General features: G+C 67.0%; 17 protein-coding genes. 8 read left to right on the forward strand and 9 right to left on the reverse strand.

Annotated features, from left to right (window positions below; translation table 11 throughout):
• Nucleotides 1-84: 84 nt before the first annotated feature.
• Nucleotides 85-423, reverse strand: a complete 339-nt coding sequence (locus tag FCU40_RS10430) for a P-II family nitrogen regulator (RefSeq protein WP_004623580.1) — start codon at nt 421-423, stop codon at nt 85-87.
• Nucleotides 424-814: 391 nt separating this feature from the next.
• On the opposite strand from FCU40_RS10430, the gene FCU40_RS10435 reads away from it, so the two are divergent.
• Nucleotides 815-1,138: a hypothetical protein gene (locus tag FCU40_RS10435; RefSeq protein WP_004623584.1), complete on the forward strand. Its 324-nt coding sequence runs from the start codon at nt 815-817 to the stop codon at nt 1,136-1,138.
• Between the two features lie 63 nt (nt 1,139-1,201).
• Here the strand turns inward: FCU40_RS10435 and FCU40_RS10440 are convergent, their stop codons facing one another.
• Nucleotides 1,202-3,601, reverse strand: a complete 2,400-nt coding sequence (locus FCU40_RS10440; protein ID WP_168074758.1) for a TonB-dependent receptor — start codon at nt 3,599-3,601, stop codon at nt 1,202-1,204.
• 352 nt (nt 3,602-3,953) lie between these two features.
• Here FCU40_RS10440 and FCU40_RS10445 point away from each other — a divergent pair, with 352 nt between their 5' ends.
• Together FCU40_RS10445 and glyS are read left to right on the forward strand one after the other, a co-directional pair.
• Complete coding sequence (locus tag FCU40_RS10445; RefSeq protein WP_004623588.1) at nt 3,954-4,853, forward strand: glycine--tRNA ligase subunit alpha; 900 nt, start codon at nt 3,954-3,956, stop codon at nt 4,851-4,853.
• A gap of 5 nt (nt 4,854-4,858) precedes the next feature.
• Complete coding sequence (gene glyS / locus FCU40_RS10450; RefSeq protein WP_168074759.1) at nt 4,859-7,039, forward strand: glycine--tRNA ligase subunit beta; 2,181 nt, start codon at nt 4,859-4,861, stop codon at nt 7,037-7,039.
• Between the two features lie 162 nt (nt 7,040-7,201).
• On the opposite strand, the gene FCU40_RS10455 is transcribed toward glyS, so the two are convergent.
• The 3 genes from FCU40_RS10455 to FCU40_RS10465 all read right to left on the reverse strand — a co-directional run bounded on the left by FCU40_RS10455 (nt 7,202) and on the right by FCU40_RS10465 (nt 9,536).
• Nucleotides 7,202-7,528 (reverse strand): GIY-YIG nuclease family protein, encoded by a 327-nt coding sequence (locus tag FCU40_RS10455; protein WP_168074795.1) that lies wholly within the window; start codon nt 7,526-7,528, stop codon nt 7,202-7,204.
• 112 nt (nt 7,529-7,640) lie between these two features.
• Nucleotides 7,641-8,621: a c-type cytochrome gene (locus FCU40_RS10460; RefSeq protein ID WP_168074760.1), complete on the reverse strand. Its 981-nt coding sequence runs from the start codon at nt 8,619-8,621 to the stop codon at nt 7,641-7,643.
• Nucleotides 8,622-8,693: 72 nt separating this feature from the next.
• Nucleotides 8,694-9,536 (reverse strand): metal-dependent hydrolase, encoded by an 843-nt coding sequence (locus FCU40_RS10465; protein ID WP_004623598.1) that lies wholly within the window; start codon nt 9,534-9,536, stop codon nt 8,694-8,696.
• A gap of 73 nt (nt 9,537-9,609) precedes the next feature.
• Here FCU40_RS10465 and FCU40_RS10470 point away from each other — a divergent pair, with 73 nt between their 5' ends.
• Nucleotides 9,610-10,215 carry a TetR/AcrR family transcriptional regulator gene (locus FCU40_RS10470; protein ID WP_168074761.1) on the forward strand — a complete coding sequence of 202 codons (606 nt, stop codon included), beginning with the start codon at nt 9,610-9,612 and terminating at the stop codon, nt 10,213-10,215.
• On the opposite strand, the gene FCU40_RS10475 is transcribed toward FCU40_RS10470, so the two are convergent.
• The 4 genes from FCU40_RS10475 to FCU40_RS10490 form a co-directional block, all read right to left on the reverse strand.
• The gene (locus FCU40_RS10475; protein WP_168074762.1) at nt 10,212-10,607 is read right to left on the reverse strand and encodes an NUDIX domain-containing protein; all 396 of its coding nucleotides are present in this window, start codon (nt 10,605-10,607) and stop codon (nt 10,212-10,214) included. The two genes, FCU40_RS10470 and FCU40_RS10475, sit on opposite strands and share 4 nt — an antisense overlap.
• Nucleotides 10,604-11,608: a porphobilinogen synthase gene (hemB, locus tag FCU40_RS10480; RefSeq protein WP_168074763.1), complete on the reverse strand. Its 1,005-nt coding sequence runs from the start codon at nt 11,606-11,608 to the stop codon at nt 10,604-10,606. The genes FCU40_RS10475 and hemB overlap by 4 nt, the downstream gene beginning before the upstream one ends.
• Before the next feature lie 75 nt (nt 11,609-11,683).
• Nucleotides 11,684-13,183, reverse strand: a complete 1,500-nt coding sequence (locus FCU40_RS10485; RefSeq protein ID WP_168074764.1) for an NAD(P)/FAD-dependent oxidoreductase — start codon at nt 13,181-13,183, stop codon at nt 11,684-11,686.
• Between the two features lie 140 nt (nt 13,184-13,323).
• Nucleotides 13,324-13,776, reverse strand: a complete 453-nt coding sequence (locus tag FCU40_RS10490) for a DUF2147 domain-containing protein (protein WP_168074765.1) — start codon at nt 13,774-13,776, stop codon at nt 13,324-13,326.
• Between the two features lie 249 nt (nt 13,777-14,025).
• Between FCU40_RS10490 and FCU40_RS10495 the strand changes: the two genes are divergently transcribed.
• Genes FCU40_RS10495 through FCU40_RS10510 form a run of 4 tightly spaced genes read left to right on the forward strand, consistent with a single transcriptional unit; the run spans nt 14,026 to nt 17,688 of the window.
• Nucleotides 14,026-15,165 (forward strand): isobutyryl-CoA dehydrogenase, encoded by a 1,140-nt coding sequence (locus FCU40_RS10495; protein WP_168074767.1) that lies wholly within the window; start codon nt 14,026-14,028, stop codon nt 15,163-15,165.
• Nucleotides 15,166-15,172: 7 nt separating this feature from the next.
• Nucleotides 15,173-15,772: a histidine phosphatase family protein gene (locus FCU40_RS10500; protein ID WP_168074769.1), complete on the forward strand. Its 600-nt coding sequence runs from the start codon at nt 15,173-15,175 to the stop codon at nt 15,770-15,772.
• Between the two features lie 7 nt (nt 15,773-15,779).
• Entirely contained in the window at nt 15,780-16,832 is a 1,053-nt protein-coding gene (locus FCU40_RS10505) for an enoyl-CoA hydratase/isomerase family protein (protein ID WP_168074771.1), read from the forward strand.
• A 58-nt stretch (nt 16,833-16,890) separates the two neighbouring features.
• Nucleotides 16,891-17,688: a class I SAM-dependent methyltransferase gene (locus FCU40_RS10510; RefSeq protein ID WP_168074773.1), complete on the forward strand. Its 798-nt coding sequence runs from the start codon at nt 16,891-16,893 to the stop codon at nt 17,686-17,688.
• Nucleotides 17,689-17,913 lie beyond the last annotated feature (225 nt).

The raw sequence follows: 17,913 nt of genomic DNA on the forward strand, positions 1-17,913 counted from the left end.
CCCGCGATGGTCGCGGCGAGCATCAGCCCGGCCAGCGGTTTGAAGGTGAGTTTCATCGTCGGTATCCCCTTATTCCCGAATGCGTTACAGCGCGGCCGAGCCGGTTTCGCCGGTGCGGATGCGGACGGCTTCCTCGACGTTCAGCACGAAGATCTTCCCGTCGCCGATCTTGCCGGTCGCCGCGGCGGCCTTGACCGCCTCGACGGCCTTGGCCGCCGAAGCGTCGTCCACGACCGCTTCCAGCTTCACTTTCGGCACGAAGTTCACTTGGTACTCCGCGCCCCGATAGATCTCGGTCTGGCCCTTCTGACGGCCGTAGCCCTTCACTTCCGACACCGTCAGACCTTCGACGCCGGCGGCGACGAGCGCCTCGCGCACCTCGTCCAGCTTGAAGGGTTTGACCACCGCTATGATCAGTTTCATCCGCCTTGCTCCGTCCCGCCGAGCCGCGGGCAATGCTTGCTTGGTTTTCGGAAGCGTACTCGCCCCCGGTGTGATCACCGCCGACGCCGCCTTTACGCGCTGCATCGTTTCCCCGGCTTGGCCACGCTATCGGCGACGGTTCCGTGACGGGGGCGGCGGGCAAGGTTTTGGAAACGAAATGGGCAGAGCGCCTAATTTTTAGGCTTGTCGCGCCGCGAGTGCGTCAGAAACCGGCGATCCGGGGCGACGGGAAGCCCGCCATGGCCCGCGACCAGCGGGGAGGCTGGGGCCCGCGCCGTCGTGGGGCCTCGACCGCGCGATGGCCTGGCCGCTCGCGTGGAACCAAGTCGGGTTTCGAACGTAAACCGCTCGAACCGAAAGGAGCTTCGCCATGATTTCTTCCAAGACCCTCGGGCGCTTCCTGACCGCCGCCGCCGCGGCCGCCCTGACGACGGGCGTCGCCCATGCGCAGATGGCCGATCCCGCCGCCCAGACCCAGCCGCCGCCGCAGGCGCCGGCCGCCTCGGACGCGGCGGTGAACACCTCCGGCGTGGTGCTGCTGTCCTCGAAGTCGCCGGATGAGCAGGCGATGCTGAAGGCGGGCGACCCGAACGTTGTCTCCAACGCTCCAGTCCCGGACACCGTCGCCAACCGCGCCAAGTACGGCCGTCCGCTGTCGAACGGCGGTCGTCACACCCCGCCCAAGGGCAACTAGTCCGAAAACGAAAAAGGGCCCGCGACGCGCGCGGGCCCTTCCCCTCTCGACGATCAGATCGGTCTACATCTTGACGCTGACTTCGAAGCCGAAGGTGCGCGGTTCGTTGTAGAACCCGGTTTCGCCCTGCAGATCGCTGAAGGTGCGATAGAAGACGTGGGCCTCGTTGAACAGGTTCCGCGACCAAAGCGACAGAGCGGCCTTGCCGCCGCCGGCGGGGATTTCCGCCAGCGAGATACGGCCGTTCACGATGAACGAGGAGTCGCCCTTCGGCTGCTTGATCGTGACCGCTCGGGTGACGGGGTCGTAAGCGACGTCGGTGTAGTTGACATAAAAGCCGTCGCTGAAATTGCCGTCGAGGTGCGCGACGACCTTGAGGCCCCGGAACGGACGCTCATAGTCCATGGCGATGCTGCCCGACTTCTCCGGCGTGTAGACTTGATAGATCGGGATCGGCACGGTGATCTGCGTCAGCACGCCGCTGACGTTCTGCGGGAACGGATTCAGCGTCGCCGGGATCTTGACCTTGTTGTAGGCGAAGCTGGCCGACAGGGTCAGGTTGGCGTTGACGGCGAAGGCGCCGTCCGCCTCGAAGCCGCGCAGCTTGCCCGCGCCCGGCGCGTTGATCGTTTCGGTGGTCGTCCGCAGCGTGGTGACCAACTGACCGGTCGCCGGGTCGCGGCCGACGTACTGGCCCGAGAAGTCCAGCTGGATGTCCTTGTAGTCGCCGGTGTAGGCGGCCAGGTTCACGCGAAGCCGGCGGTCGAAGAACTCGTTCTTCGAGCCAATCTCGTACATGGTGGCCGTTTCGGGGTTGAACGGCAGGTAGACCAGCGAGCGCGAGTTGGCGCCGCCCGACCGGTAGCCGGTGCTGTACTTGGCGTAGACCATGCTGGCCTTGCTCAGTTCGTAGGAAACATTGACCAGCGGATCGGTGCGCTTCCAGCTGGTGTTGAGGTTGCGGGGCGCGGCCACGCCGTTGACCACGGGCAGGGCGCCGTTGACCAGATAAAGCTGACCGACCTTCTCGTCGCGGGTCCAACGCGCGCCCAGGGTGATGTTCAGGGCGTCGTCGAGGATCGGCGGGGTGTAGGTGGCCTGGCCGAACACGCCCTGGCTGGTCGTATTGACCTTGCTGGCGCGCGCGATGGCCGAGTAGCTGACCAGGTTGTTGTTGATGATCGTGCTGTTTAGGCCCGCCGCGTCGGTGAAGGTGTTGGTGGTGAAGGTGCGGGCGTCGTCCGACACCTTCTCGCGGTAATAGAGAGCGCCGGCCACATACTTCAGGCGAGGCAGTTCGCCCACCACCTGGAATTCCTGGCTGAACTGCATCTGGTTGAAGGTCGCCAGGCTGTAACGGCCGAAATTGACGCCCTGGAAGTTGCCCGAGGCGTTGTAGACGCCCGGCGAGGTGGCCACCGAGCCGTTGTCGTACTGACCTTGCTTGAGGTCGCGATACGAGGTGATCGACTTCAGGGTCAGGCTCGGCATCGCCTTCCATTCGGCCGTCAGGCGGTGGCCCCAGGTGTTGCCGTCGCTGGGCTGCTGGGAGGTGCCGATCGACGCGACCTTGGCCCGGTCGGCCTGCACGATATTGGCCGCGGCGGTCTTCAGCGCGGTCGGATAGGTGCTGCGGGCGAGCAGCTGTTGGTAGAGCGTGGTGGTCGAGTCGAACGCGGTGTCATAGGCGTAGTCGACGCTGATATCGTCGGTCGGACGCCACAGGGCGCGGGCGCGCAGGGCGCGCTTCTTGACCTCGCCGAAGTCCGAGGCCGATGGCAGGGGATTGCTGACCCAGCCATTGCGGCCCTCGACCACGCCGCTCAGCTTGATCGCGACGCCGGCGACGGCCGGCAGGTCGAGGTGCATTTCGCTGCTGTAGCCGCTGTAGTTGGACACCCCGGCCTTGGCGACCAGACCGAATTCGCCGGTGGGCTTCTTCGTGGTGATGCTGACCGCGCCGCCCTCGGTGTTGCGGCCGAACAGCGTGCCTTGAGGGCCCTTCAGGACCTCGATGCTCGAAACGTCATAGAGCGCGGTGCCCAGGCCCTGCGGACGGCCCAGATAGACGCCGTCGACATAGATGCCCACGCCCTGGTCGCGGGCCGGCTGGTTGGAGTCGGACAGCACGCCGATGCCGCGGATGTTCATGATCAGCGCGCCCGGGCGCGAGAAGAACGGCGCGACCTTCAGCGACGGAATCGCGCCGTCGCCCAGATCGGCCAGCGAGTAGACTTGGCGATCCTCGAGGTTCTGACCGCTCAGAACCGAGATCGAGATGGCGGTGGTTTGCAGGTTTTCGCTACGCTTTTCAGCGGTCACGATGATCTGGTCCAAGGCGACATTGTCGTCGACGGCCGGAGCATTGGCCCCGGCGGGTTCGGTCCGGGCGGCGGCTTGCTGCGCGCCGACGAACGACAGAGCGATGGCGGTCGTCGCCACCAGCCACTTTGAAAAACGCATTTTGATCCCCTCCAGTTTGCCGTGAAGCTTGGCCGCGATAGAGGACGCGGACGTCGGGCCGTTGACGGTTCGCCGAAGGATTTGAGACGGGCGCGTGGCGGGCTTGGCCCGGGCGCGGAGAAAGGATGGCCTGGCTGTTGGACGCGAGGCCCGGAATGTGTAATCAGGCGTTCGCAAACGGGGGCTTCGCCGCTCCGAAAAACGGCTTCGGACTTCGGACGGACAGGGGTCCGGGAGCGGTTTGCCGGGCGGCGTCAGCTGAAGGGGCTCAAGGCCCCGCCAGGCCTTCGGAAATCACGCAAGGTTCGCGATCGCCCGGGATCGTGGCGCCTTCCCAGACCCTTTTCGATTGATGTCGCGCGAAAAACCAAAATCCTTTCAGAGCCTGATCCTGACGCTCCATGACTATTGGAGCCGCCAGGGCTGTGTGATCCTGCAACCGCACGACGTCGAGGTGGGGGCGGGCACCCTGCACCCGGCCACGGTGCTGCGCGCGCTGGGCCCCAAGCCCTGGAACGCGGCCTATGTGCAGCCCTCGCGTCGTCCGGGCGACGGCCGCTATGGCGAGAACCCCAACCGCCTGCAGCACTATTATCAGTATCAGGTGATCCTGAAGCCGAACCCCGAGAACATGCAGGACCTGTATCTCGGCTCGCTGGACGCGATCGGCCTCGATCTGCGCACCCACGACATCCGTTTCGTCGAGGACGACTGGGAGAACCCCACCGTCGGCGCCTGGGGCCTGGGCTGGGAAGTCTGGTGCGACGGCATGGAAGTCAGCCAGTACACCTACTTCCAGCAGGTCGGCGGCCTGGACGTCTCGCCGGTGGCCGGCGAGCTGACCTATGGCCTGGAGCGCCTGGCCATGTACGTGTTCGGCGTCGACAACGTCTATGACCTGCCGTTCAACGACCCGGACTCGCCCCTGGGCGCGACCAGCTATGGCGAGGTGTTCCTGGAGAACGAGCGCCAGCAGTCCGAAGCCAATTTCCACGGCTATGACGTCGCCGTGCTCAAGCAGCAGTTCGAGCAGATGGAAGAGCAGGTCCCGCTGATGCTGGCCCGCTCGTACCGCAACAAAGCCCTCGTCCTGCCCGCCTATGACATGGTCCTGAAGGCCAGCCACCTTTTCAACCTGATGAACGCCCGCGGCGCGATCGCCGTCGCCGAGCGCGCCAGCTACATCGGCCGCATCCGCGACCTTTGTAAGCTTTGCGCCCAAGCCTGGGTCGATCAGCAGGACGCCGCGTAATTCCCATGCCCCAACTTCTCCTCGAACTGTTCTCGGAAGAGATCCCCGCCCGTATGCAGGCCCAGGCCGCCAAGGACCTGGAGCGGATGGCGCGCGAGCACCTGGCCGCCGCCGGCTTCCTGCCCGAGGCCCTGAAGACCTTCGCCGGCCCGCGCCGCCTGACCCTGGTGGCCGAAGGCCTGCCGCTGGCCCAGGCCGACCGCCAGGAAGAGCTGAAAGGTCCGCGCGTCGGCGCCCCGCCGCAAGCCCTGGAAGGCTTCCTGCGCAAGGCCGGCCTGACCCAGGACCAACTGGTCGAGCGCGACGGCGTCTGGATGGCCTTCATCGAGAAGAAGGGCCGCCCGACGCCGGAGATCGTCGCCGAGATGGTCGAGGCCATCGTGCGCGGCTTCCCCTGGCCCAAGTCGATGACCTGGGGGACCAAGAAGCTGCGCTGGGTGCGTCCGCTGAAGCGGATTCTCTGCGTGCTGGACCGCGAGGTCGTGCCGTTCGCCATCGAGGGCATCCCAAGCGGCGACGTCACCGAAGGTCACCGCTTCATGGGTGACGGCCAGCCGTTCGTCGCCAAGGACTTCGACGAATACGCGGCGGGCCTGGAAGCGCACTTCGTCGTGCTTGACGTCGAGGAGCGGAAAGCCCGCATCCTCGAGGGCTGCAAGACCCTGTGCTTTGCCCGTCACCTGGAACTGGTCGAAGACCAAGGCCTGCTGGACGAAGTCGCGGGCCTCGCCGAATGGCCGACCCCGGTGCTGGGCGACATGGACCCGGCGTTCCTGGACCTGCCGTCCGAGGTGATCCGCACCTCGATGCGGACCCACCAGAAGTACTTCGCCGTCCGCAAGGCCGGCGAGGCGGGCCTGGCCCCGCACTTCATCACCATCGCCAACATCCAGGCGGCCGACGGCGGCGCGGTCATCGCGGCCGGCAACGCCAAGGTGCTGTCCTCGCGCCTGTCCGACGCCCGCTTCTTCTGGGACGAGGACGTCAAGGTCGGCTTCGAGCCGTGGCTGGAGAAGCTGAACGGCGTGACCTTCCACGCCAAGCTCGGGACGATGGCGGAGCGGGTGGAGCGTATCGTCGCCCTGGCCGGCGAGATCGCGCCGCTGGTGGGCGCGGACGTCGAGAAGACCCGCGAGGCCGCGCGCCTGGCCAAGGCGGACCTCGCCTCGCAGATGGTCGGCGAGTTCCCCGAGCTGCAAGGGATCATGGGCGGCTACTACGCCCGAACCTTCGGCCTGGACGGCGAGATCGCTGACGCGGTGCGCGACCACTACAAGCCGCAGGGGCCGAGCGACGCGGTGCCGACCGCGCCGGTGAGCGTGGCGGTGGCGCTGGCGGACAAGCTGGATACGCTGGTCGGGTTCTTCGCGATCGATGAGAAGCCGACGGGCTCGAAGGATCCTTATGCGCTGCGCCGCGCGGCGCTAGGTGTGATCAGGATTGTGCTGGAGAACGGGCTGCGGGTGCCGCTCAACGAGGTCGCTTTTGGCGCGTCTGTTTCGCTTGAAGCTGGGCGCGCAAAGCCCGAGGAGCGACTTTCGGTCGCTGAACTGGCCAACACTCCGGAACTGGCACCTTCTGTTGTTGCTATGTTGAGGGAGATGGACGCGAAAGGTGTCGCCCCTGACTTCCGCCTTTCCTCGGAAAAAGTGCAGAAAGTTGAGGCCTATGTCGACGATCTGGTCTCCTTCTTCGCCGACCGCCTGAAGGTCACCTTCCGTGACCAAGGCAAGCGTCACGACCTCGTGGACGCCGTCTTCGCCCTGGGCGACGACGACCTGGCCCGCATCGTCGCGCGGGTCGAGGCCCTGGACGGCTTCCTGAAGACCGACGACGGCAAGAACCTGCTGGCCGGCTACAAGCGCGCCTCCAACATCCTCAAGGCCGAGGAGAAGAAGGGCCCGCTGCCGACCGGCGCGCCCGCCGAGCCGGCCGCGGACAGCGCCGCCGAGGTGGGGCTCTACAACGCCCTGCGTCTGCTCGATAAGCCGCTGAAGGAAGCCCTCGCCCAGGAAGACTTCACCGGCGCCATGACCCAGCTGGCCGAGCTGCGCGGCCCGGTGGACGCCTATCTGGACGGCGTCTTCGTCAACGAGCCCGAGCACCGCGACAACCGCCTGAAGACCTTGGCGGCCGTGCGGGACGCGATGGGCCAGGTGGCGGACTTCGGGCTGATCGCGGGGTAGGGGTTTAGCTCTACCGCACAAAACTCACCGTCATCCCGCGCTTTATGCGCGGGACCCATGGTTCAGCTTTCACGTGCAAGTTTGAGTCCGCACCTCACCTGCGGCGGACAAATGGGTCCCGCGCATAAAGCGCGGGATGACGGGGGTGTTGGGCGCCGGCGATCAGAACTGACGGGGGACGGGCGTCCAGTTCATCACTTGATCGTAGAGATCATCCCAGCGGGGGTTATCCCGCTCAATCAAATTGATCTTCCATTGCCGGGGCCATTCTTTCAGCCGTCTCTCACGATGGATGGCGACGGTCATGTCGTCATGGGTCTCGTACCAGACGAGACGTGTCAGTCCGTATTTCTTGGTGAAGCCTTTCAACAACTTCTCGCGATGTTGAACGAGGCGCGCCTCGAACAGGCTCGACACACCGATATACAGGGTGCCGTAGGGCCTGTTGGTCATAATGTAGACGGCGATGGACGCGTTGCGCGGAACCATGCGCGATAGTGCGTGAGTTGGGTGAAAAATCAACTCAGAGTAATATTCACCCGTCATCTCGCGCATGGAGCGCGGTATGACGGGCGTGTTTAATGGGGCCGCCGAACCAAGCCTACGGCGTCAGCGACGCCGCATAGACCGCGAGGTCGCGGATTTGCGCGTCGCTCAGCCCGCGCGCCGGGCCCTGCATCTGGGTTACCGCCGGGCTGCCGCGAGTTCCGGTCTTGATGTCCAGCAGCTGCCGCGCGAGATAGGCCGCCGAGCGGCCGGCCAGGGGCGGGGCGATGGTCGAGCCCTTCAGGCCCGGGCCGTGGCAGCTCGTACACGCCTGACCGCCCGGTCCGCCGGACCGGACCAGCGCCGCGCCGGCCGCGATCGAGCCCGTCGGCGCATAGACCACGACGCCGGAGTTCGGATCGGCGATCAGCATCCGCGCCTCGTCCTCGGCCAGTTCGATCACCTGGCCGTTCAGCGGCTGGGGCGGCTGGCCGGGGACCCGGTCGAACCAGCCGTAGTGGTCCGGCTTGTGGGCTGGCGCCGTGTCGCCCTCGACGACGCGGTAGCGCGGCTTGTAGGGCAGGGCGGCGTAATAGGCGGCCGCGGCGGCGACCTCCGCGTCGGTGGCCTTGCGGGCGATGGCGATCATCTCGGAACTGTTCGGCCAGCCGGCGAGCCAGGACTTGCGGCGTCCTTCGCGGAATTCGCGCACCTGCTGGACGATGTAGTCGGCGGGCAGGCCGGACAGGTTGGGCGTACCCAGATAGCCGCCACCCTCGATCTGATGGCATTCGGCGCAGGCCAGCACGTCCTTGCGCCCCTTGGCGACGGACGGCGGCGCGGGCGGGTGGTTGGCGGGAAACCAGTCCGGCGGCCCGGCGCCGTTGTTCAGCGCCTCGCCTTGATAGACGACGCCGCTGCCCGGCACGCGCAGTTCGCCCTTGGGATAGGGCGGCAGCGGGGCGTTCGGCGCGGTGGGATAGGCCCAGGCCAAAGACGCGCCCGGCGGCGGGATCCGCTTGGCCGGCTGGCAGGCGGCCAGCGCGGCCATGGCCCCGCCGATGATTATCCAGGACGAAAGCGCGCGCGGTCGCATGGTCGAGCCCCCTCATCGCGCCGCGTGCGGCGCGTCGACGGGCTCGACCCTATGCGGCGGCGCTGGATCTGGCTAGGCGACCGCCGCGTCGAACTCGGCCTTCCAGTCGGCGAAGGCCTCGCGGTCGTCCTGGTCCCATGGGTGGAAGCCCGGGCGGTACCAGGCGAAATAGGTCTTCCAGCCGCGACGGAAGACGCCTGGATCGCCCCAGACGAACCGCCGGACCGCTTTCAGCGCCGCCTTGCGCGAATAGCCGTCGGCCTCCAGCAGGCGGGCGGCGTAGAGCGTGATGTTGCGGGTGAACATCAAGGTTACCAGGGCCATCGCCCGGCAGCGGACGAGGTAGCGGCGCAGCGGCTTCCAGTCCTTGGTGACTTCCATGAAGACGTCATAGGCCACGGCCTTGTGCTCGGTCTCTTCCATGGCGTGCCAGCGCCACAGGCGTTCGATGCCCGGCGCGGCGCCGTCGAACAGATCGCTATGGCGAGCATGGGTCTCGGCCATCATCGCCGTGAAGTGCTCCAGGGCGATCGTCGAGATCAGCATCGCCATCGGACCGCGCTCGCGGGCGAACTTGACGCGGCCCCGGATCGTCTCCTCGATCTCGGCGACCGGATAGCGCTGGCGATCGATCAGGCTGTTCAGCTGATGGTGCTCGCGCGAGTGGATGGCTTCCTGGGCGATGAAGCCCTTGGCGTCTTCCAGCAGCTTGCCGCTCAGCTGTCCCCGATAGTTCTTCACCGCGTCCATGAACAGGCGCTCGCCGTCGGGGAAGGTCAGGGACAGGGCGTTGAACACGGCCGTGCCGACGGGGTCGCCGCTCAGCCAGTGGCCCTGGCGCGCCGCGTCCAGGTCGAAACGGATATCGCGGGGCGCGACATCGAGGTCGGTGGGAGTAGTCTTGGCCTGCGTCATGGCTTTCCGTGCTCCGCCGGTTTAGGGCTCTCAAAGCCCGTCTCGTGACGCATAGTGAGTTGTACTGACAAAAATGTCAATAGAGCCGACCGCTCCCAAGGCGCGCGTGCGCCGCTCGCCCGAGGCCGCGCGCGAAAACATCCTGGCCGCCGCCGAGGCGCTGCTGGTCGAGCACGGCCCGCAGGCGATCAAGCTCGCCGACGTGGCCAAGGCCGCCGGCGTGGTCCACGCCAATGTCATCCATCATTTCGGTTCGATCAGCGGGGTCGAGACGGCGCTGATGGAGCGGATGATCCGCCGGCTGGCCGACCAGGTCATCGCGGGCTTCGAGAAGGAGGGGGCCGCGCCGGGGTTCGGGGCCAAGGCGCTGTTCGACGCGTTCGAGGCCAAGGGCGCGGCCAGGCTGGCCGCTTGGCTGGAGATGACGGGCGAGGGCGGTCGGATGACCCTGGTGCGTCAGGTGGTGGACGAGGTGGTCGACACGCGGGTGGCGCGCGAGGCCGGCGTCGGCCGCGAGGCGATCATCGACTTCATCCTGCTGAACATCATCCTGGCCATCGGGGTGGGCCTGTTCGGTCCGACGCTGGGCGAGCTGCTGGGACGGCCGCCCGAGCGGGCGCGCGAGCTGGCGCTGGAGATGGTCCAGGGGCGGATCACCGCCCTGGGCGGCAAGGTTTAGCCGCGCGCCAGCAAGGCCGGCAGCACCTGCTCGGTCAGCAGCGGGGCCAGGCGCAGGTCGCCGGGCTGCGCCGGGTCGACCCAGCGGATTTCCTCGATCTCGGCGCGCGGCGCGATGTCCCCCGCGACCGTGGCCAGGTAGGTCGCCGACTGGACGGTGAACCCGGCCTCGTTGGCGGCCGGGGCGCTGAAATGGCCGAGGAGTTCGGCGGCGACCAGCCGGCAGCCCAGCTCCTCTTCCAGTTCGCGGGCGAGGGTAGTCAGGTCGTCCTCGCCCGCGTCACGCTTGCCGCCCGGCTTCATGAAGGTCGAGGTCCCGCGCTTGCGGACCAGCAGCATCCGGCCGGCCTCGTCGCGGATCACGGCGGTGACGATGTCGAGGACGCAGGTCACCCGCCCAGCTTTTCCGCCGCCCACGGCGCGAAATAGGTGATGATCCCGGCCGCGCCGGCCCGCTTGAAGGCGGCCAGGCTTTCCAGGATCGCGCGGTCGTGGTCGATCCAGCCGTTCTGGGCGGCGGCCATGATCATCGCGTATTCGCCCGACACCTGGAAGGCGTAGGTGGGCATCCGGAATTCGTCGACCAGGCGGCGGACGATATCCAGATACGGCATCCCCGGCTTGACCATGACCATGTCCGCGCCCTCGGCGATGTCGAGCGCGACCTCGCGGATCGCCTCCTCGGTGTTGGCCGGGTCCATCTGATAGGTCTTCTTGTCGCCCTGGCCAGCGGAAAGCTTGGCCGAGCCGATCGCGTCGCGGTACGGGCCGTAGAAGGCCGAGGCGTACTTGGCCGCGTAGGACATGATCATCGTGTCCTGGAAGTTCGCGCCTTCCAGCGCCGCGCGCAGCTTGCCGATCCGACCGTCCATCATGTCGGACGGGGCCAGGATGTCGGCGCCGGCCTCGGCCTGCACCAAGCCCTGTTCGATCAGGCGCTCGATGGTGGGGTCATTGAGGATCTTGCCGCCCTCGACGACGCCGTCGTGGCCGTGGTCGGTGAAGGGGTCCAGCGCCACGTCGCACATGATCCCGACCTCGGGCGCGGCGTCCTTCATCGCCTTCACGGCGCGCGGGATCACCCCGTCCGGATCGGCGGCGATCGAGCCGGCCGCGTCCTTCCGGGCGCCGTCGATGTGCGGGAAGATGGCGATGGCCGGGATGCCCAGGTCGCGCGCGCGGACGGCGGCCTTGGCGGCCTCTTTCACCGACAGGCGCTCGACGCCCGGCATCGAGGCCACCGGGATCGTCCCTTCGCCCTCGTGCACGACCATCGACCAGATCAGGTCGGACGGGCGAACCTCGCTCTCGCGGACGAGGCGACGGGTCCAGTCCGCCTGACGCAGACGGCGCAGGCGGGAGGCGGGATAGGGCGCGAGGGGCGGCGTGGTCATGGCGTTGATTTGAACCGCGCCGCCGATCGAGGCAAGATCGCGGGACCCTTAAGAGTCCCGGGACCCGAAGGAACCCTACGAGTAGCGGAAGGCCGGATCGTCCAGGTCGATGGCCGGGAAGATGTCCTTCTCGGTCCAATAGTCCTGGGTGTGACGCCATTCGGGCTTGTCGCCGGCCTGGGGCAGCAGGTGCATGTTGCGCATCAGGTAGCCGGGATTGAAGTCCTCGGGATCGATCCACGCGCCGATCCGCATGTCCTGGTCCTCGGGGCGCAGCGCGACCTCGACCTGCTTGACGCCCTTCTGGTCCATGTGGGCCAGCAGCCGGCAGACGAAGTCGCCGATCATGTCGGCGCGCAGGGTCCAGCTGGCGCGGAAATAGCCGAAAACCCAGACGAGGTTCGGCAGGCCGGTGAACATCATGCCGCGATAGGTCACGGTCTTGGCGAAATCGAGCGGCTCCCCGTCGACCTCGAAGGCGATGTCGCCCAGCACCGACAGGTCGAAGCCCGTCGCGGTGATGATGACGTCGGCGTCCAGGGTCTGGCCCGACTTCAGCAGCAGGCCGGTCTGGGTGAAGCGTTCGATCTCGTCGGTGACGACCGAAGCCTTGCCCGAGGCGATGCCCTGGAAGAGATCGCCGTCCGGCACGAAGGCGATGCGTTGGCGCCAGGGGCGATAGCGCGGCGTGAAGTGCTTGGCGATGTCGAAGTCCTCGCCGAGGAACGCCTTCACGCCCTCGAGCAGCTCGGTCTTCACCGCGTCGGTCTCCTCGAGGGCGCGGCGCGTGAACTCGTGCTGGTCGAACAGCACCTTCTTGCGGACGATCTCGTGGATCCAGGTCTCGTCGATCTCGAGCTGGCGAAGGGTGTTGGCCAGCTCGTTCTCGTTTCGGCCGGGGACGAAATAGGTCGGCGAGCGCTGCAGCAGCGTCACGTGCTCGCAGTCGCCGGCGATGTTGGGCACCAGGGTGGCGGCCGTGGCGCCCGAGCCGATCACGACCACCTTCTTACCGGTGAGGTCGAGGTCCGACGGCCAGGTCTGGGGATGGACGACGCGCCCCTGGAAATCCTCCATGCCGGGCCACTCCGGCGTGTAGCCGACCGAATGGCGATAATAGCCCTGGCACATCCAGAGGAAGTTGGTGGTGTAGGTCTCGGCGCCGTCGGGACCGTTGACCTCCAGGGTCCACAGCTTGTCCCGCGAGGACCAGCGGGCCGAGGCGATGCGGCGGCCATAGCGGATGTGGCGGGCCAGATCGTTCTCGGCGATCACCTCGCCCATATAGGACAGGATCTCGGCGGCGGTGGCGATCGGAGGGCCGACCCACGGCTTGAACCGATAGCCGAAGGTATAGAGGTCGCTGTCGGAGCGGATGCCGGGATAGGTATGGGTCAGCCAGGTGCCGCCGAAACTGTCCAGGGCCTCCAGCACCGTGAAGCGGGTTCCCGGTCGCTGCTCGGCCAGATGATAGGCCGCGCCGACGCCGGATATGCCCGCGCCCACGATGATGACGTCGAAGTGTCGTGTCGCCGCGTCCGGCGCGGTCTTGGGAAGCGTCGCCGCTTCGGTCATGCCGTTCCTCCCGTGTGAGCCGCGATGCGGCCATGTCGATCCCGGCGTCTCTTCGGACGCTTAGGTTATCAACGTACACTTAGAGGGTCGCGCGAGGTTTGCGCTGAATCAAGCGGCGTTTTGGCGATCGGGCGAAAAGATCAGGGCGCGGCGCGCGAGGCCATCAGGGCCGGCGCGTCGATCCGGGTCCAGAGCTGCGACTTGCACAGGAAGGCGCCGATGACACACCCCTTGGCGCGCATCGTCTTGGCGTCGACGATGTCGGCCGAACCGACCAGGGTGATCTTCAGGGTGGGGACCCAGACGCGGCCCTTCAGCGAGCCGTCCTTCTGAGCCTCGAAGTCACGCAGCAGCTGCTTGCCGATCAGGGTGTCCTCGCCCGAGCGACGCGCGTCGGCCTCGGCCTTGGGGCTGGCCCAGACCACGACGCCGCAGGTCGACGCTCCGCAGTCCTTGATCTCGAGGTGCACGGTGTCGTGCGGGTTGCGCCAAACGCCATAGCTGCGCGCGATGTCGCCGCCGGCATGGGCCGGGCCCACGGCCAGTCCCAGCACCGCCGCCAGAGCGGCCAACGAGAGTTTCCAGAAGCGCATGGTCGTTTGAGCAGATCGAACCGTGGAGGACGCCATCCCCGAAGAGGGCGCATTTGAGGTGAAAGGTCTTGGTTATCAAGAGGGTGAGGCCGTTTCGCCGATTCACACCGTGTAACGGAGGATTTCAGGCCGCCTCGGGAGCGCCTGTCCGAAATGACGTCGGGGCGCGATTGACAGGCCGCGTCCGGCGCGGCACGTCAGCGGCAAGAAGGCGAGGGCGGTTCTGCCTCGAACGCGGAGGAAGCGAGCATGGATTTCGCGCTGAACGACGATCAAATCGCGATCCAGGACGCCGCGCGGGCGTTCGCGGAGGGACAGCTTGCCCCGCATTCGGCCGAATGGGACGAAAAGAAGCATTTCCCCGTCGACGTGCTGCGCCAGGCCGCCGCGCTGGGCTTCGCCGGCATCTATGTCAACGAGGACGTGGGGGGCTCTGGCCTGTCGCGTTTGGACGCCTCGATCATTTTCGAGGCCCTCAGCCACGGCGACGTGCCGGTGGCGGCCTATCTGACCATCCACAACATGGCGTCGTGGATGATCGACCGCTTCGGCTCGGACGATCTGCGCCAGCGCTACCTGCCGCGCCTGACGACCATGGAGCTGATCGCCAGCTACTGCCTGACCGAGCCCGGCTCGGGCTCGGACGCCGCGGCCATGCGGACGACGGCCAGGCTGGACGGCGATCATTACGTCCTCAACGGCGGCAAGGCCTTCATCTCGGGCGGCGGCGTCTCCGACGTCTATGTCGTGATGGCGCGCACGGGCGGCGAGGGCGCCAAGGGCGTCTCGGCCTTCGTGGTCGAGAAGGGAGCGCCGGGCCTCAGCTTCGGCGCCAATGAGCGCAAGATGGGCTGGAACGCCCAGCCGACCGCCCAGGTGAACTTCGACAACTGCCGCGTGCCGGTCGCCAACCGCATCGGCCAGGAAGGCGAGGGCTTCCGCTTCGCCATGATGGGTCTGGACGGCGGCCGTCTGAACATCGCCTCGTGTTCGCTGGGCGGCGCTCAGTTCGCGCTCGATACGGCCAAGGCCTATCTCGAGACCCGTAACCAGTTCGGCCGGCCGCTGAAGGACTTCCAGGCCCTGCAGTTCAAGCTGGCCGACATGGCCACCGAGCTGGAGGCGGCGCGCCTGATGGTTCGCCGCGCGGCTCACGCGCTGGACAACAAGCATCCCGAGGCGACCAAGCTGTGCGCCATGGCCAAGCGCTTCGCCACCGACGCCGGCTTCCAGGTCGCCAATGACGCCTTGCAGCTGCACGGCGGCTACGGCTACCTGCAGGACTATCCGCTGGAGCGCCTCGTTCGCGACCTGCGGGTGCACCAGATCCTGGAAGGGACCAACGAGATCATGCGCGTCATCATCGCCCGCGAGATGTTCAGGCAGTGAGGGCTTGATGATCTATCTCTGCCGCCACGGCCAGACCTTCCACAATCGCGAGGGGCGCCTGCAGGGGCGGTCGGAGTCGGACCTGACGCCGCTGGGCCGCGCCCAGGCGGCGGCCATGGGCGACCTGCTGTTCGACCTGTTGCGTCGCGATCCGCCGGCCGATTGGCGCATCGTCGCCAGTCCGCTGCGACGCGCTCGCGATACGGCCGAGGCGATCGGCGCGCGGCTGGGCCTGTCGGTGACGACCGACGAGCGGCTCGTGGAGATCGATGTCGGCGAGTGGTCCAACCGCCTGCGCGAAGACGTGCGCGGCGAGAATTCGCATCTGGTCGGCGATGACGCCTGGGGCTTCCACGCGCCGGGCGGCGAGACCTATGAAGCCATGATGGCTCGTATCACCGACTGGCTCGACGAGCAGGTCTCCGAGCCCGAGCGCCGGTTGATCGTGGTCAGCCACGGCGTCGCCGGTCGGCTGCTGCGCGGGGTCTATGCGGGGCTTTCGAAGGCCGAGACTCTGCGCCAAGACATTCCGCAGGACGCCGTCTATCGCCTGATGGCCGGCCAGGTCGACCGCTTCGACTGCGAACCCGTCGCCGAACCCGTCTAGGATCCCCATGACCGAAGAGCCCGAAGTCCTGATCCGCGTCGAGAAGAACGTCGGCCGCATCACGCTAAACAGGCCGAAGGCGCTGCACGCCCTGACCCTGGGCATGTGCGAGACGATGATCGGCGCGCTGCTGGATTGGCAGGAAGACCCCGAAATCTACATGGTCCTGATCGACCATGCGGGCGAACGGGGCTTCTGCGCCGGCGGCGACATTCGCATGTTGGCCGAGAGCGGCGCCAAGGACGGCGTCGAGGCCCGGCGGTTCTTTCACACCGAATATCAGCTGAACCACCTGCTGTTCACCTACGAGACGCCGGTGGTGGCGGTGATGGACGGCGTCGTCATGGGCGGCGGGGTCGGCCTTTCGATGCCGGCCCACGTGCGGATCGCCACCGAGCGCACCACCTTCGCCATGCCCGAGACCGGCATCGGCCTGTTCCCCGACGTCGGCGGCGGCTGGTACCTGCCGCGCCTGCCGGGCAAGGCGGGGCTGTGGCTGGCCCTGACCGGGGCGCGGATCAAGGGCGCGGACTGCCTGCGCCTAGGGATAGCCACCCACTTCGTCGAGTTCGGCGCGACCGAGGGGCTCAAGAAGGCGATCATCGCCGACCCGCGCCGGAGCGACGAGATCCTGCGCAATTACCGCGCCGACGCCGGCAAGGCCTCGCTGCTGGGTTTCGAGCAAGACTTGAATCGTCTGTTCGTCGGCGAGAGCGTCGAGGAAATCTTCGAGTTCCTGGCCCTCGACTCCAGCGACTGGGGCAAGGCCCAGCTGGAGGTGCTCAAGACCAAGTCGCCCCAGACCCTGAAGGTGGCGTTCGAACAGTTGAAGCGCGGCGCGGCCATGGCCGACTTCGCCGAGAACATGGCCATGGAATACCGCATCGGCGCGCGGGTCGTGATGAAGCACGATTTCATCGAGGGGGTGCGCGCGGTGATCGTCGACAAGGACAACGCCCCGCGTTGGAGCCCGGCCACGCTGGAGGGCGTCACCCACGCCATGCTGGACGATATTTTCGCGCCGCTTCCCGCTTCGGAGGAATGGAGGCCGCTGACGTAGCGGTTGCGGTAGGCTAACCTCGCCGCAACCAAGAACACGTCGGTTCGGAAGGATAGCCATGCGTAAGCCTCTTCTCAGTCTCGTCGCCGTGCTGGGCCTCGCGGCCTGCGCCACCGAGCCGACGATGGGGCCCCCGCCGCCGCCGCCTTCCGGCCCGGTCGCGGTGTCGATCGCTCCCAACATCGCCGCGGCGCTCAGCGATCCGTCGCGTCCGGCCGCCGACATGATCCGCGACAAGGATCGGCATCCGGGCGAGGTGCTGACCTTCGCCGGCGTCCGGCAGGGCGCGAAGGTCGCCGACCTCATCCCGGGCGGCGGCTACTTCACCCGCATTCTGTCGAAGGCGGTCGGTCCCCGCGGCCATGTCTACGCCTATGTGCCGGACGAGCTGACCAAGCTGGCCAAGCGCGAGCCGGCGGTGAACGCCATCGCCCGCGACCCGGCCTATTCCAACGTGACGGTGGTGCTGAACACGCTGCCGAACTTCTCGACGCCGGAGAAGCTGGATCTGGTGTTCACGGCCCAGAACTATCACGACATGCACGACAAGTTCATGGGGCCGGCCGATCTGTCGGTGGTGAACCGTCAGATCTTCAAGGCCCTCAAGCCGGGCGGCGTCTATCTGGTCATCGACCACTCGGCCGAGGCGGGTTCCGGCCTGCGCGACACCGAGACGCTGCACCGCATCGATTCGGCGGTGGTGAAGTCCGAGGTCACGGCGGCGGGCTTCATTTTCGAGGGCGAGAGCAAGGTGCTGCGCGATGCGGCCGATAGCCGCAAGGTCGGCGTCTTCGACCCGTCGATCCGGGGCAAGACCGATCAGTTCGTCTTCAAGTTCCGCAAGCCTTCGCGGTAAGGGGCGGGCCAGCCGATCTCGATAACCGCGCCCGTCGGGCGCGGTTATTATCGGCCCAGCGCGTCTGGTTCATTTGGCGTTGGCCGCGCCATTACGCTGCGGAAAGCTGGCTTTTCCGCTGTTAATCCTTCAACAGCGAAGGTCCGCGTTTCAGTCGTCATCGCGGTCGATGCGTCCAATCGCGGGCTTCAAATCGCTAGGTAAATGCCCCTAGATGGACAGCTA

The organism is Caulobacter sp. SSI4214, assembly GCF_012184455.1.
GTDB classification, from domain to species: Bacteria; Pseudomonadota; Alphaproteobacteria; order Caulobacterales; family Caulobacteraceae; genus Caulobacter; species Caulobacter vibrioides_E.

Bases quoted from the DNA above. Each gene is read 5' to 3' on its own strand.
- FCU40_RS10430 (WP_004623580.1), bottom strand. From the start codon at position 423: ATGAAACTGATCATAGCGGTGGTCAAACCCTTCAAGCTGGACGAGGTG.
- FCU40_RS10435 (WP_004623584.1), top strand. From the start codon at position 815: ATGATTTCTTCCAAGACCCTCGGGCGCTTCCTGACCGCCGCCGCCGCG.
- FCU40_RS10440 (WP_168074758.1), bottom strand. From the start codon at position 3,601: ATGCGTTTTTCAAAGTGGCTGGTGGCGACGACCGCCATCGCTCTGTCG.
- FCU40_RS10445 (WP_004623588.1), top strand. From the start codon at position 3,954: ATGTCGCGCGAAAAACCAAAATCCTTTCAGAGCCTGATCCTGACGCTC.
- glyS (WP_168074759.1), top strand. From the start codon at position 4,859: ATGCCCCAACTTCTCCTCGAACTGTTCTCGGAAGAGATCCCCGCCCGT.
- FCU40_RS10455 (WP_168074795.1), bottom strand. From the start codon at position 7,528: ATGGTTCCGCGCAACGCGTCCATCGCCGTCTACATTATGACCAACAGG.
- FCU40_RS10460 (WP_168074760.1), bottom strand. From the start codon at position 8,621: ATGCGACCGCGCGCGCTTTCGTCCTGGATAATCATCGGCGGGGCCATG.
- FCU40_RS10465 (WP_004623598.1), bottom strand. From the start codon at position 9,536: ATGACGCAGGCCAAGACTACTCCCACCGACCTCGATGTCGCGCCCCGC.
- FCU40_RS10470 (WP_168074761.1), top strand. From the start codon at position 9,610: ATGTCAATAGAGCCGACCGCTCCCAAGGCGCGCGTGCGCCGCTCGCCC.
- hemB (WP_168074763.1), bottom strand. From the start codon at position 11,608: ATGACCACGCCGCCCCTCGCGCCCTATCCCGCCTCCCGCCTGCGCCGT.
- FCU40_RS10485 (WP_168074764.1), bottom strand. From the start codon at position 13,183: ATGACCGAAGCGGCGACGCTTCCCAAGACCGCGCCGGACGCGGCGACA.
- FCU40_RS10490 (WP_168074765.1), bottom strand. From the start codon at position 13,776: ATGCGCTTCTGGAAACTCTCGTTGGCCGCTCTGGCGGCGGTGCTGGGA.
- FCU40_RS10495 (WP_168074767.1), top strand. From the start codon at position 14,026: ATGGATTTCGCGCTGAACGACGATCAAATCGCGATCCAGGACGCCGCG.
- FCU40_RS10500 (WP_168074769.1), top strand. From the start codon at position 15,173: ATGATCTATCTCTGCCGCCACGGCCAGACCTTCCACAATCGCGAGGGG.
- FCU40_RS10505 (WP_168074771.1), top strand. From the start codon at position 15,780: ATGACCGAAGAGCCCGAAGTCCTGATCCGCGTCGAGAAGAACGTCGGC.
- FCU40_RS10510 (WP_168074773.1), top strand. From the start codon at position 16,891: ATGCGTAAGCCTCTTCTCAGTCTCGTCGCCGTGCTGGGCCTCGCGGCC.